This window comes from Thiomonas sp. 13-64-67 (genome assembly GCF_002282795.1).
Classification (GTDB): domain Bacteria; phylum Pseudomonadota; class Gammaproteobacteria; order Burkholderiales; family Burkholderiaceae_C; genus Thiomonas; species Thiomonas arsenitoxydans.
On record NZ_NCKP01000013.1, the window covers coordinates 1 to 13,387 of the forward strand.

At 66.6% G+C, this 13,387-nt stretch carries 14 protein-coding genes and 1 pseudogene; 12 read left to right on the forward strand and 3 right to left on the reverse strand.

All coding sequences use genetic code 11. The features are described 5' to 3' along the window. Positions 1-660: branched-chain amino acid ABC transporter permease (locus tag B7X30_RS05075; RefSeq protein ID WP_286729519.1), on the forward strand; the 660-nt coding region annotated here is incomplete at its 5' end. 2 nt (positions 661-662) lie between these two features. Continuing rightward, positions 663-1,643: a branched-chain amino acid ABC transporter permease gene (locus B7X30_RS05080; RefSeq protein ID WP_286729522.1), complete on the forward strand. Its 981-nt coding sequence runs from the start codon at positions 663-665 to the stop codon at positions 1,641-1,643. A 62-nt stretch (positions 1,644-1,705) separates the two neighbouring features. Here the strand turns inward: B7X30_RS05080 and B7X30_RS05085 are convergent, their stop codons facing one another. Then, positions 1,706-2,638 carry a histone deacetylase family protein gene (locus tag B7X30_RS05085; protein WP_286729523.1) on the reverse strand — a complete coding sequence of 311 codons (933 nt, stop codon included), beginning with the start codon at positions 2,636-2,638 and terminating at the stop codon, positions 1,706-1,708. 91 nt (positions 2,639-2,729) lie between these two features. Here B7X30_RS05085 and B7X30_RS05090 point away from each other — a divergent pair, with 91 nt between their 5' ends. The 3 genes from B7X30_RS05090 to B7X30_RS05100 are packed head-to-tail and all read left to right on the forward strand — an operon-like array spanning position 2,730 to position 6,866. After that, positions 2,730-3,653 carry an AAA family ATPase gene (locus B7X30_RS05090; protein ID WP_013105060.1) on the forward strand — a complete coding sequence of 308 codons (924 nt, stop codon included), beginning with the start codon at positions 2,730-2,732 and terminating at the stop codon, positions 3,651-3,653. A gap of 31 nt (positions 3,654-3,684) precedes the next feature. Further along, positions 3,685-4,794, forward strand: coding sequence for a DUF58 domain-containing protein (locus B7X30_RS05095; RefSeq protein ID WP_286729525.1), 1,110 nt, complete (start codon positions 3,685-3,687; stop codon positions 4,792-4,794). Beyond that, positions 4,794-6,866 (forward strand): transglutaminase TgpA family protein, encoded by a 2,073-nt coding sequence (locus B7X30_RS05100; protein WP_286729527.1) that lies wholly within the window; start codon positions 4,794-4,796, stop codon positions 6,864-6,866. The genes B7X30_RS05095 and B7X30_RS05100 overlap by 1 nt, the downstream gene beginning before the upstream one ends. Positions 6,867-6,961: 95 nt before the next feature. Here B7X30_RS05100 and rpoH read toward each other — a convergent pair whose 3' ends face one another. Continuing rightward, positions 6,962-7,870, reverse strand: a complete 909-nt coding sequence (gene rpoH / locus B7X30_RS05105; protein ID WP_013105057.1) for an RNA polymerase sigma factor RpoH — start codon at positions 7,868-7,870, stop codon at positions 6,962-6,964. A 165-nt stretch (positions 7,871-8,035) separates the two neighbouring features. Here rpoH and B7X30_RS05110 point away from each other — a divergent pair, with 165 nt between their 5' ends. The 4 genes from B7X30_RS05110 to B7X30_RS05125 all read left to right on the forward strand — a co-directional run bounded on the left by B7X30_RS05110 (position 8,036) and on the right by B7X30_RS05125 (position 11,823). Beyond that, the gene (locus B7X30_RS05110) at positions 8,036-8,449 is read left to right on the forward strand and encodes a hypothetical protein (RefSeq protein ID WP_286729529.1); all 414 of its coding nucleotides are present in this window, start codon (positions 8,036-8,038) and stop codon (positions 8,447-8,449) included. Positions 8,450-8,544: 95 nt separating this feature from the next. After that, the gene (locus tag B7X30_RS05115) at positions 8,545-9,987 is read left to right on the forward strand and encodes a TolC family protein (RefSeq protein WP_286729531.1); all 1,443 of its coding nucleotides are present in this window, start codon (positions 8,545-8,547) and stop codon (positions 9,985-9,987) included. A gap of 19 nt (positions 9,988-10,006) precedes the next feature. Beyond that, on the forward strand, positions 10,007-11,377 hold the full coding sequence (locus B7X30_RS05120) for a multicopper oxidase family protein (protein WP_286729533.1): 1,371 nt from the start codon (positions 10,007-10,009) through the stop codon (positions 11,375-11,377). A 59-nt stretch (positions 11,378-11,436) separates the two neighbouring features. Further along, positions 11,437-11,823, forward strand: a complete 387-nt coding sequence (locus B7X30_RS05125) for a copper-binding protein (protein WP_286729536.1) — start codon at positions 11,437-11,439, stop codon at positions 11,821-11,823. A 55-nt stretch (positions 11,824-11,878) separates the two neighbouring features. Here the strand turns inward: B7X30_RS05125 and B7X30_RS05130 are convergent, their stop codons facing one another. Continuing rightward, a complete protein-coding gene (locus tag B7X30_RS05130; protein ID WP_286729538.1) occupies positions 11,879-12,331 on the reverse strand; it encodes a tetratricopeptide repeat protein in 453 nt (150 codons plus the stop codon). 209 nt (positions 12,332-12,540) lie between these two features. Between B7X30_RS05130 and B7X30_RS05135 the strand changes: the two are divergent. The 3 genes and pseudogenes from B7X30_RS05135 to B7X30_RS05145 all read left to right on the forward strand — a co-directional run. Continuing rightward, positions 12,541-12,651: pseudogene (locus B7X30_RS05135) on the forward strand (putative toxin-antitoxin system toxin component, PIN family); the annotation flags it as partial. 156 nt (positions 12,652-12,807) lie between these two features. Then, positions 12,808-13,035, forward strand: a complete 228-nt coding sequence (locus tag B7X30_RS05140; RefSeq protein ID WP_276709260.1) for a SlyX family protein — start codon at positions 12,808-12,810, stop codon at positions 13,033-13,035. A 67-nt stretch (positions 13,036-13,102) separates the two neighbouring features. Continuing rightward, entirely contained in the window at positions 13,103-13,387 is a 285-nt protein-coding gene (locus B7X30_RS05145) for a YbeD family protein (RefSeq protein WP_013122496.1), read from the forward strand.

Here is a 13,387-nt window from a genome sequence, read left to right on the forward strand (position 1 = left end):
CCCCTGCTCGTCGGCCTGTTCGGCATCGGGGTAGAGCGTGTCGCATTGCGTCGGCTGCGCGGCATCGATCCGATCTACGGTCTGCTGCTGACCTTCGGCCTCACCCTGCTGATCGAAGGCGTGTTCCGCTCGTTCTTCGGCGTGGCCGGCGCCCCCTACAACCCGCCTGAGCCGCTCAGCGCCACGCTCAATCTGGGATTCATGTACCTGCCCGCGTATTACCTCTTCGCCGTGGTCGCCAGCCTGCTGGTGTGCTTCGGCACCTGGCTGCTGATCGACCGCACCAAGCTGGGCGCGTACCTGCGCGCGGGCACAGAGAACCCGGCGCTGATCCAGGCGTTCGGCGTGAACTTCCCGCGCATGGTCATGCTGACCTTCGGTTTCGGCTCGGCCCTGGCTGGATTGGCCGGCGTGCTGGCAGCACCCGTCATCCAGGTCTCGCCGCTGATGGGCTCCAACCTCATCATCGTGGTATTCGCCATCGTGGTCATCGGCGGCATGGGCTCGGTGCTCGGCGCCATTGTCTCGGGCCTGGCGCTGGGCTTGATCGAGGGCCTGGCCAAAGTGTTTTATTCGCCGGTCTCCAACACGGTGGTCTTCATCCTGATGGCGCTGGTGCTGACCGTGCGTCCCGCGGGTCTGTTCGGCAAGGAGAAATGAACATGCTCGCGCACTCCCGCTTGTACGCCGGCCTACTGTGGTCCCTGCTGCTTCTCGCGCTGATCGCCCCCTGGATCGGCCTCTATCCGGTGCTGGGCATGCGCATGATGTGCTTTGCGCTGTTTGCCTGCGCCTTCAATCTGCTGGCGGGCTACGCCGGGCTGATCTCCTTCGGCCATGCCGCGCTGTTCGGCGGCGCTGGCTATCTCACCGGCCTAGCGCTCACCACTTGGGGTTGGCCCACGCCGCTGGGCATTCTGACTGGCGTGGCCACCGCGCTGCTGATCGGTCTGGTGATGGGACTGCTTGCCGTACGGCGCTCGGGTATTTACTTTTCAATGATCACCCTGGCGCTGGCGCAGATCGTCTACTTTTACGCCCTACAGGCCCATTTCACCGGCGGCGAAGACGGCTTGCAGGGCATCCCACGCGGCACGCTGTTCGGGTTGCCGCTGCAATCCGACCGGGTGATGTACTACTTGGTGCTGGCGGTGTTCGTCGCGAGCTGGTGGTTTATGCGCCGGGTGGTGAATTCGCCCTTCGGTCAGGTGCTGCAGGCCGTGCGCGAGAATGAGCCGCGGGCCATTTCCCTGGGCTATCGCGTCAACCGCTACAAGCTCGGCGTGTTTCTGATTTCGGCAGGTTTCGCAGGACTGGCTGGCGCGATGAAGGCCGTGGTCATGGGCTTCGAGACGCTCACCGATGTGCACTGGAGCACTTCGGGCCTGGTCATCCTAATGACCCTGGTCGGGGGTCTTGGCACCGATCTCGGCTCTATTCTAGGCGCGGTCATCATCACCGTGCTGGAAGAGAAGATGGGCACCATCTCCCGCTTCCTGGTGCACGCCACCGGGGTCGACTGGTTTCACCAACTCAACGATTCGGTGAGCATGGTGATCGGTGCCATCTTCGTGCTCTGCGTGCTGCTGTTTCGCCGTGGCATCGTGGGCGAGCTGCAAGCGCGGTGGATTGCGGGAAAGTAGCCTGGGCAAACAACAGGCAGGCATTCCACCCATCGGCCGTTGGTCTTGATGACCGCCCTTTTTCAATCCAGCCCCGCCAGCACCCGCACGTGCTCGGCCACGCTGCGGCCGAGGGCGCTAAGGTTGTAGCCGCCTTCCAGGCAGGAGACGATGCGGCCTTCGCACTGCGCCTCGGCAAAGTCCACCAGTTGGCGGGTGATCCAGGCGTAGTCAGCTTCCACCAGGCCCATTTGACCCATATCGTCTTCGCGGTGGGCGTCGAAGCCGGCGCTGATGAACAGCATCTGCGGCGCAAATGCCCGCAGTCGGGGAAGCCACTGCTCGGTGACAATGTGGCGTACCCCGTCGCCCTTGGTGTAGGCCGGAACGGGGACGTTGACCATATTCGGCTGCCCGCCTTCCGCGCCGCTGTAGGGGTAGAAGGGGTGCTGGAAGAAGCTCACCATCAGCACCCGTTCATCGCCGCGGAAAATGTCTTCGGTGCCGTTGCCGTGGTGCACATCGAAATCGACGATGGCCACGCGAGCCAGCCCGCGCACATCGAGCGCATGGCGTGCGGCAATGGCGACATTGCCGAGAAAACAGAACCCCATGGCCTGATCGCGAGTGGCATGATGGCCGGGCGGGCGGATGGAGCAAAAGGCGTTGTGCAGATGACCGTCGATGACGGCATCGGTCGCGCTGATGGCCGCACCGGCGGCCCGCAGCGCGGCTTGCCAGGTATGCGGATTCATCATCGTGTCCGCGTCGATCCACTCATGTCCCTGCTCGAAATCACCGCGTTTTTTGAGATCGGCGACATACAGCGCCGAATGCGCGCGCTCAACGTCCTCGAGGCTTGCGGGCGGCGCGTCGTCGTGGCGCTCGAGCCAGGGTGCAATCTGCGCGGCGATCAGCCGGTCTTCAATGGCGGCGAGGCGCTGCGGGCATTCGGGATGGTCTGCCCCCATTTCGTGCAGGGTGCAGTCGGCATGGGTGTAAAAGCCGGTCGTCATGGTTCTTGTCTCCTGCGGCATATCCCCAGATTCGGGGGCATGCACGTCGTCCTCGTAGCATAGTGCGCTGTCGCCTCCCACTCCGCCGCTCGTGAAAACCCCAGCCCTGCCCAGTCTGCTCGACCAGCTCGAAACCATTATCAAAGGCAAGCGCCCACAGGTGGAACTCGCCGTGTGCTGCCTCTTGGCCAGCGGTCATCTGCTGATCGAAGATCTGCCCGGGGTGGGCAAGACCACGCTGGCCCATGCCCTGGCCGCCACGCTGGGGCTGCAGTACGCCCGCGCGCAGTTCACCTCCGACCTCATGCCGGGCGATCTGCTGGGCATTTCGGTGTTCGACCGCAACCGCAGCGAGTTCGTGTTTCACCCCGGCCCGGTTTTTTCGCAGGTGCTGCTGGCCGACGAAATCAACCGCGCCGGGCCGAAGGTGCAAAGCGCCCTGCTCGAAGCGATGGAAGAGCGCCAGGTGAGTGTGGACGGACAGACGCGCCGCCTGCCCGAGCCATTTTTCGTCATCGCCACCCAAAACCCGTTCGACCAGCTCGGCACCTATGCCCTGCCCGAGTCGCAGCTCGACCGCTTTCTGCTGTGCATCTCGCTGGGCTACCCCAGCCGCGCCGCCGAACGCGCCCTGCTCGAAGGCCGCGACCGGCGCGAGCTGATCGCGGAGCTGCAACCGGTGCTAACCCCCGAGCGCTTGATCGAGCTGCAGCGACAGGCGCAGGCCGTGCATGCCGCGCCCGCTCTGCTCGACTATGTGCAGGAGCTGCTGACGCAGACGCGCAACGGGCGCTGGTTCATCGAAGGTCTGAGCCCGCGCGCCGGTCTGGGCCTGTTGCGCGCCGCCCGGGCCTGGGCGCTGCTGCAGGGCCGCGACTACCTCATTCCCGACGACGTGCAGCAAGTCCTGCCATTCGTTGCCGGGCACCGCTTGCGCACCCTCGACAGCCCCACGGTCAACCGCGCGGCCTCGCTGCAGGCGGTGCAATCGCTGCTGGAACACGTCCCGGTGTAAGGCCCGAAGGCCCGCGCGCCAAGCCGTGATCATGCCACCCTCCGCCGATACCGCCCTGCCCCCGCCCGCCGCGTCGAACACCCTGCGCGACGCCTTCGCGCAGCGCTTCGATGCCTGGGCGCTAGCGCGCCATCCGGCCGGCGGCAGCACGCGGCTGACCCACCGCAACGTCTACATCCTGCCCACCCGCACCGGCTGGTTTTTCGCCCTGCTGCTGCTGGTCTTGCTGGTGCTGAGCATCAACTACCAGCTCAATCTCGGCTATCTACTCACCTTCCTGCTGGCGGGCAGCGCGATGATGGCCATGCATGTCACCCACAACAATCTTCGCGGCTTGCAGCTCACCGCGCGGCCGCCCGAAGGCCTGCTGCACCAGGGCCAGAGCGCCCGTCTCGGCCTGCTGTTGCAAGGCGGCGCACGCGACCGCTGGGGGCTGGCCCTGCGCCCGGCAGGCACCCAAGCTACGCCGCCCGCGCCCCAGAAGAAGGCCCGCCGCAAGGCGTCCAGCCCGCCTTACCCCTGGGCCTACGCCGACTGCGCCCGCAACAGTGAAACCTCCCTCACCCTGAGCTGGACGCCGCCGCGCCGCGGCCTGCTGGCCTGGCCCCTGCTCACCGTCGAAAGTTATTACCCGCTAGGCGTCTGGACGGCCTGGAGCCGCTGGCAGCCGCAGATCGAACTGCTCGTGCTGCCCGCCGCCGAGCATCCCGCCCCGCCCCTGCCGCCCGCCCGCCCCACGCCAGGCAACGGCCCGGCGCTTGCGCGCGGCGGCGGCGAAACCGATGGCGTACGCGCCTACCGCACCGGCGATTCGCTACGGCATGTGCTGTGGAAAAAATTCGCCCGCAGCGACGAACTCATCAGCCGCGACACCGCCCAGCCCCAGGCCCGCGCCGAACTCTGGCTCGACTTCGCCACGCTGCCCGTGCAGCTCGACACCGAAGCCCGGCTGTCGCGGCTGTGCGCCTGGGTGCTGGCGGCCGACCGCACCGGCACGCCCTACGGCCTGCAGCTCGGCGGCCAGCAAATCAGGCCAGCCACCGGCGCCGCGCACCGCGCCGCCTGCCTGCGCCTGCTCGCGCTGCATCCCGGCCCCCTGTTGCAGCCCCGTTCGGGCGCCGCCACGCGAGCCAAGTCGTGATGCAGTCCAACCCCAGCCAGACGCTGCTGGCCCGCTGGACCCACCGCACCAACGCCCTGCCGCGCGATGCGCGCGACACCCTGTTCCTGCTCGGCGTGTCGCTGCTGCTGATGCTGCCGCTATTCGTCCATCTGCCTTGGTGGACGAGCGCGCTGGTGCTCGGCCTGCTGGCCTGGCGTGCGGCGCTGGCCTGGCGCAGTGCGCCGCTGCCCGGGCGCGGCGTGCTGGTGCTCATTTTGCTGTTCTCCGTCGTCATCACCCTGTGGGATTTCCACACCGTGCTCGGGCGGGATGCCGGAGTCGCGCTGCTGTGCGTGCTGCTCGGCCTCAAGACCCTGGAGATGCGCTCGCGCCGCGATGCCCATGTGCTGTTCTTCCTCGGCTTTTTCACCATCGCGGCCAACTTTCTGTTCTCGCAATCGCTGGGTACCGCCCTGGTCATGGTGTTGGCCACCTGGGGCATGCTGGCCGCGCTGGTCAACGCCAATCTGCCCGCTGGTCGGCCGCCGCTGCGGCAGTCGCTGCTCACCGCGCTCAAGATGATGGCGCTGGGCGCGCCCGCGATGGTCGTGCTGTTCATGGTGTTTCCGCGCCTGAGCGCGCCGCTGTGGGCCTTGCCGCAAAGCGGCGCGCAGGCCATCACCGGGCTGTCGGCCAGTATGTCACCGGGGCAGATCGCCGAGTTGGCGCGCGACGACTCGGTCGCCTTCCGCGTGGTGTTCCACGGCCCGCGCCCGCCCGACCGTGAGCTTTACTGGCGCGGCCCGGTGCTGAGCGTGTTCGACAACGGCGTGTGGCTGCCCAACCCGCGCCAGCGCGACCGCGCCACCCTCACCCCGCCCGCCGATCTGCACCTGATCGGCCCGCCCGTGCGCTACACCGTCACCCTGCAGCCCACGCAGCAGACCTTCGTCTTCGCGCTCGACGCGCCAGTGGCCGCGCCCGAGATCGAGGGATATCGGGTGCAGTGGCTGCCCGACCTGCAACTGATCACCGGGCGGCCGCTCGACCATCTCTCGCGCTACACCGTCGAGTCGTCACCGCAGTTTCGCTACGGCCCCACGCAATTCAGCCCCGCCCTGCGCGCCGACGAAGCCCTGCCTGCGGGCTTCGATCCGCGCAGCGTGGCTCTGGGCAGGCAACTCGCCGCGCAAGCCAAGGCGGCCGGACAGGGCGGCGCCTTCGTTGCGCAAGCCCTGCTGCAGATGTTTCGCAACCAACCCTTCCGCTACACCCTCAACCCCGGCACCTACGGCCGGCGCGACGGCGTGGACCAATTTCTGTTCGACCGCCGCGCCGGGTTTTGCGAACACTACGCGCAGGCGTTCGTCGTGGTGATGCGCGCAGCAGGCATTCCCGCGCGCATCGTCACCGGCTACCAGGGCGGCCGCTTCAACCCGGTGGACGACACCTGGGTGGTGCGCCAAAGCGACGCCCACGCCTGGGCCGAATACTGGCTGCCCGAACGCGGCTGGGTGCGCGCCGACCCCACCGCCGCGGTCGACCCGGCGCGCATCGACCGCAGCGGCGCCACCCTGGCCTCGCGCGAGCCCCTGTTGGGCGTGGCCGCGCTCGGCCCGCGCGGCGCCGCGCTGCTGCTGCAACTGCGCAACCAATGGGACGCGCTCAACAACACCTGGAACCAGTGGGTGCTGCACTACGGCAGCCAGCGCCAGCTCGATCTGCTGAACAAGCTCGGCCTGCACCAACCCGACATGGCCACCCTGGCCGCGCTGGCCATCGCCACCCTGCTGGTGGCCACCGCCATCGGCGGCGCGTTTCTGGCGCTGGAGCGCCGCAGGCACGATCCCTGGACGCAGACCTACGCCCTGCTGCGCGGCAAGCTGGAGCAGGTCGGCATCGACAGTGAACCCTCCACCCCGCCGCGCACTCTGGCGGGCCGCATCGACCCTGCCCGACTGGGCGCTGACAGCCTCCCGCCCCAATCCGCGCACGCCGCCATTGCGCTCCTGATGCAACTCGAACGCTGGCGCTACGCCCCGCCAGTTGATGCCCGCCAGCGCAAAACGCAATGGGCCGCGCTGCGGCAGGCCGTGCGCCGCTGGCGCTGATGCGCGTGCCACACAAACATCAAAAAAAGCCCGTCACCTGCGGGCTTTTTAGACGGTGCGACGACAGATTCAGGCAAACGAACCAAGCAAACGAATCAGGCAAATTCCGCCAGCGACTTGCGCATTTTTTTCATCGCCGCCACCTCGATCTGGCGGATGCGTTCGGCCGACACGCCGTATTCGGCGGCCAGTTCGTGCAGGGTCTTGCCGCCGCTGCCGTCATCATTCACCTGCAGCCAGCGCTGCTCGACAATGGCGCGGCTGCGGGCGTCGAGCAGTTCGAGCGCGTTTTCCAGCCCTTCGACCTGCAGCCGGTCGTGGCTGCGCGCTTCGAGCACGGCCATCGGCTCCTGCGTGTTGTCGGCCAGATAGGAAATGGGCGCATAACTCTCTTCGCCATCTTCCACCGTGGGGTCGAGCGCGATGTCGGCGCCGCCCATGCGGCTTTCCATCTCGATCACGTCTTCGCGCTTGACGTTGAGCGCCTGCGCCATGTCGTCGATCTGCGCCTCGTTCATGCCGGCGTTGGCCGTTTTCATCGAGCGCAGATTGAAAAACAGCTTGCGCTGCGATTTGGTCGTAGCCACTTTCACCAACCGCCAGTTGCGCAGGATGTATTCGTGAATTTCGGCCTTGATCCAGTGCAGGGCGTAACTCACCAGCCGCACGCCATGCGCCGGGTCGAAACGCTTGACCGCCTTCATCAAGCCGATATTGCCTTCTTGAATGAGGTCGGCATGCGGCAGGCCGTAGCCCAGATATTGCCGCGCAGTGGAAACCACCAGCCGCAGGTGCGACAGCACCAGCTTGCCCGCCGCGTCCTTGTCCCCCTGCTCGCGCCAGGTGCGCGCCAGCCGCGCCTCTTCTTCCGCGCTGAGCATGGGCAGGCGGTTGACGGCGCTGATGTAGGCGTCCAGATTGCCCAGACTGGGCAAGGCGAGCGGAAATGCGCCATCGACCTGGGCCGGGCGCAGAACGATTGCGGCTGACTGAGTGTGGGTCATGGATGGAATCCTCCTGTTTGTGTTTGATATTAGCACTCACAGTGAGAGAGTGCTAATGACCAATAGTTCCCTGCCGGGCCGGGGCGGAAACCCATTTTCCGCACGTTCTATGGGGGGTTTGATGACGGCAGTGTGCCTGCGAATTCTTAGGTTAGACTTTGTTGCATGTCTCGCTTGCTGCGTCCCATTCTGGTCTTTCTGCTCGTCTTGCTGCCTCTGCGCGGCTGGGCGCAGGTCAGCATGAATTTGGGCGACGGAGTGCAAACCCCGGCCCAGACCACGGCGCAGGCGCAGGCGCATGAGATGACCTCAAATGACATGGCCTCAATGGCGGATCTGCACTCGCTGGCGGCAGAGCAACACGCTTCAGACGCGATGCCGGGCTGCCACGTCAACGCCCCAGCCGATTGCAGCTCTCACGATCACCAGCATTGCGTGATCTGCCATCTGGCTGTGGCTCAGCCCCCGGCCTTCACCCTGCTGCTGACCGACGCCGCGCAGCACTCGTGCCCCTCCACCGCCAACACCGCGTGGCACAGCGCCGATCTGCGCACCCTGCAGCGCCCTCCCAGAGCCTGACCCCCGTTTGAGTCCCGGTTGCAGCGCGGGTCGCCAGACTTGCGCTGCGCATCGTGTCGCCGCGCGCTGTCGCGGCTCGAATGAGGTGTCAATTCATGTGGAACCCACCCAGACCGCAGGTACGCCTGCGGGCGCTGCGGCTCGCCCCCTTGGCCGCAGCCGCGTTGCTAGCAGCCTGCGCGCCCTTGCAAACCCGGCAGTCGCTACAGGCCGTCAACGTCATTACCCTGCCCCATACCGGCACGCCGCTGCACTTGATGCGCGACCCCGCGCAGCAGCAAGACACGCAGGCCCAGATCGACGCGCTGTTGTCCAAACCCCTGTCTGCCGATGACGCCGTGCGCATCGCCCTGCTCGGCAGCCCCGCATTGCAGGGGCTGATCGCGCAGGCGCAGGCCGACTCGGCCGACTCCACGCAAAACGCCCGGCTGGCCAACCCGGTTTTCGGCTTCGAGCGCCTGCTCATCGGAGGCGGCGGAGTGGAAATCACCCGTAGTCTGAGCTTCGGCCTGCTCGATCTGCTCACCTTGCCCACGCGTTCGCGCCTGAACGACACGCAGCAGACGCAACTTCGGCTCAGCCTCGCCCGCGCGGTGCTGCGCACGGCGGCGCAGGCGCGGCTGAGTTGGGTTCGCGCCGTGGCGGCGCAGCAAACTGCCGCCTACGACCGCGATGTGGTGGAAGCGGCCAAGGCCACCGCCATTCTGGCTGACCGCATGCAGCAGTCGGGCAACTTCACCAAGCTCGACGCGGCGCAGCAAGGCCTGTTCGCCGCCGACAGCCAGCTACGCCTGAGCCGCGCCGAACTGGCCGCCACGCAAAGCCGCGAAGCGCTGGTGCAGGTGCTGGGGTTGTCGGCAGAGCAAGCCGCCCGCCTCGCTTTGCCGACGCAACTGCCGGAGGTGCCAAAGCAGCCGAGCGCAGCCGCGCCGATGGCGCTGCAAACCGCGCTCGACCAGCGTCTGGACGTGCAGCTCGCCCGCGCCGACTACATAGCCACAGCACAAGCTGCGGGGCTGGCACGCCACACCAGCCTGATCGAGCATGTCGAACTCGGCGGCCTGCGCAAGACGTATAGCGACGCGCCGCCGCAAAACGGCTTCGACCTCAGCCTGCCGCTGCCGCTGTTCGATCTGGGCGACGCCCGCCGCAGCGCCGCCGCCGACCGCGTGCTCGCCGCGCGCAACCGCGCCATCGCCACCGCGCGCCGCGCCGCCTCGCAACTGCGCGAGGCCGACGCCCTGCGCGGCAGCGCGTGGCAGCAGCAGCGCCTCAGCCGCGAGCAGATCGTGCCCCTGGCGCAGACCGTGCTCGATGAGAGCCAGCTTCGCTACAACGGCATGCTCATCGGCACCTTTCAGCTCGTCGCCGCCGCGCAGGTGCAGGTGCAGGCGGTGCGAGAGGCCATCGCCGCGCAGCGCAATTACTGGCTGGCCGACGCCGCCTGGCAAGCCGCCCAGCTTGGCGTGGACGCAGGCCCGGGCGCCCTGCCCGACTCCGCTTCCGCCAACGCCGCCCCGGCCGTCACCAGCCACTGACCCACAGGACTTTCACACCATGAATACCCGACGCCATTTTCTCGGCGCTGCCGCGGCCCTCGTCGCCGCAGGCGCCGCCAGCCGCAACGCCCTGGCCGCCGCGCCCGAACCCCATCAATACAACAGCGCCGAGACCGCCGCCCCGCTGCACCCCCAGGCGGGGCGACCCTACAACCCGGTCGTCACCCTCAACGGCTGGAGCCTGCCCTTTCGCATGAAAGACGGGGTGAAGGAATTTCACCTCGTCGCTGAACCCGTGGTGCGCGAAATCTCGCCCGGCATGACGGCCAAGCTCTGGGGCTACAACGGCTCGAGCCCCGGCCCCACCATCGAAGCGGTGGAAGGCGACCGCGTGCGTCTGTTCGTCACCAACAAACTGCCCGAGCACACCACGGTGCACTGGCACGGCCTCATCCTGCCCAACGGCATGGACGGCGTGGGCGGGCTGACGCAGCCGCAGATCGCGCCCGGCCAGACCTTCGTCTATGAATTCGAGCTGCGCAAAAGCGGCACCTTCATGTACCACCCGCACGCCGACGAAATGGTGCAGATGGCCATGGGCGCGATGGGCCTGTTCATCGTCCATCCCAAAAACCCGCGGCAGATGGCGGTCGATCGCGACTACGCCTTTCTCATCAACGCCTACGACATCGACCCCGGGTCGAGCGTGCCCAAGGTCAACACCATGCTCGACTTCAACCTCTGGACCTGGAACAGCCGCGCCTTTCCCGGCATCGCCCCGCTGGTGGCGCGCACCGGCGAGCGCGTTCGCATCCGCATGGGCAACCTCACCATGACCAACCACCCCATTCACCTGCACGGCCATGTGTTCGAAGTGGCGGGCACCGATGGCGGCTGGGTGCCCAAGAGCGCGCGCTGGCCCGAAGTGACGGTGGACATCGCCGTGGGGCAGATGCGCGCCATCGAGTTCATCGCCGACAACCCTGGCGACTGGGCCTTCCACTGCCACAAATCGCACCACACCATGAACGCCATGGGCCATAGCGTGCCGACGATGATCGGCGTGCAGCAGGGCGATCTCACCCCCGCGCTGCAAAAGCTGCTGCCCGATTACATGGCGATGGGCAGCCAGGGCATGGCCGAAATGGCCACGATGGACATGCCCCTGCCCGACAACACCCTGCCCATGATGACCGGCCGCGGCCCCTACGGCTCGGTGGAAATGGGCGGCATGTTCAGCGTGCTCAAAGTGCGTGACGACCTCGCCCACGGCGACTACCGCGACCCTGGCTGGTACCGCATGCCGCCCGGCACCCAAGCCCACGCCGTGCCCACCGCCGACCTGCCGCCCGCGCGCACCGACCCCACCGAACCCCAAGCCACCCAAGACACGCTGCAAGTGCGCAAGCCCCAGCAGCATGCGCATTGACCGCCCTGCCCTGCCCCTATCCCCTTTTTCTTTCCTCAACCCCTGCAAAGGAACCCACCATGAACCAGTCACTGAAAACCTGCTCCCTTCTCGCCCTGGCCGCAGCACTCTGCACGCCCGTCCTGGCCGCGCAAAGCCACGCTGACCACGACCATTCCACCCCCGAAGGCATGGCGCAACACATGCAAATGATGCAGCCCGCTGCATCCGGCGCGCAAGGCGAACACCAGACCGAAGGTGTGGTGCGCAAAATCGACGCCGCAAGCGGCAAGATTACCCTGCGCCACGGCCCCATCCCCGCGCTGGGCATGGGCGCGATGACCATGAACTACCGGGTGCGCGACAAAGCCCTGCTCGATGGCCTCAAAGCCGGCGACACGGTGGAATTCAGCGCGCAGCAGATCGACGGCGCCTACACCGTCCTCACCCTGAAACGCAAACCTTGATGGGGAGAAATCGTCCGGCCGCCCGCTGTCGCCTGGCTGCGCAGGGCGCCGCCGCTCAGACCTTGGGCGGCTGGCGCCGGTGGCGCATCACCCCGAAGACCAGATAGCCCGAAATCAGCACGAACAGCGCCGCCAGCGCGGCCTGTCCGTAACCCGCGAACCCGGACGGGTTCTTCCACTGGTGCTTGAGCACCTCGTTGGCCAGCGCCTGCACCTGCTCCTGCGGCCCGAAGCTCAAGGTCGGATCGAGGCTGCGCGCCATTTCCAGCTCCTGCTCCGCCAGCGGCCACTTGCCCTCTGCGGCCAGCAGCCGCGCGTCCAGATAGTGCGCCTGCGCCGAATTCGGCTGATCCGCCAGCACCTGCGCGATGACGTGGTCAGCCTGCGTCAAATGGCCCGCATCCAGCAAGGAAGACGCCTGATCGAGCGTAGCCGCCTGCGCGGTGCTTAGGGCCAGCACAAAGGCCGCGAAAAGAGAGGCGAGGTGTTTTGATTGGATGGTCAGCATGGGAGAGCAGGGCAGAGGAGCCGATGAGCGTTCTACCTTACTACAGGCCATGGAAGGCGATCGGCAGCGGCGGTTGGTTTCGGCAAGCGCTGAATCAAAAAAATTTGAGGCGAAAGTCAGCAAACGCTGTAGGGCTAGAACTCGGCTTGCTGACTCTCGTCAGGGCCGTCTCGGTAAAGCCCGGCGTGTGATTGAGGTAATGTCCCGCCGAGGCCGACTACCTGGTGACGGGCGACCGGCGGGTCGGGCTGCTGCAACATGGCCGCATCGGGCGCACACGCATCGTCACGCCGACCACCTTCTGCGCCGAGGCGCTTTGAGCCTATCTTCGCACCCACGGCGTTCGGCGCGGGAATGATGTCGGTCGTTTTACGCGCGCTCATCGATCTCGAGCGAGGCATGAGCGCTTACCGCCGCGTGCGGGAATTTGCTCAAATGTCTTGCTCGCTCCTCCGCCGAATTGAATAAGAACTCCCATGAATCCTTCCCCCACCGATGCTGAAACCAACGCCCGCCTGACCCGGCTGGAAGAAAAATTCGGTTATGCGGAAGACCTGCTCGACGCGCTCAACGCTTTGGTGGCCAAACAGCAAGATCAGATCGCGCAGTTGTTGCGGGAGGTGGGGCAATTGCAACGCCAGCGTGCGGACGATCAGCCATCAGCGTCCACGAGTTTGTGGGACGAGTTGCCGCCGCATTACTGAAGGTCTCGGATACGCGCCGCGTCAGCCCGGATAATTCACGGCCAGACGTTTTACTGTTGAGGTTGCCATGAACCCGATTTCCACCCCGCCCGGCGATGAGAGTCTTATCAAATATCCGTCCGACTTCCCCATCAAAATCATGGGCGCCAATGTGGACGGCCTGGCCGATGCGATTGCCGCCGTGGTGCTGCAACACGCGCCCGACTTCGATCCGGCGACGATGGAGCTGCGCCCTTCCAGCGGACGCAACTATCTGAGCTGCACCTGCACCATCCGCGCCACCAGCCGCGCGCAGCTCGACGATCTGTACCGCGCGCTCACCAGTCATCCGATGGTGAAGGTGGTGCTGTAG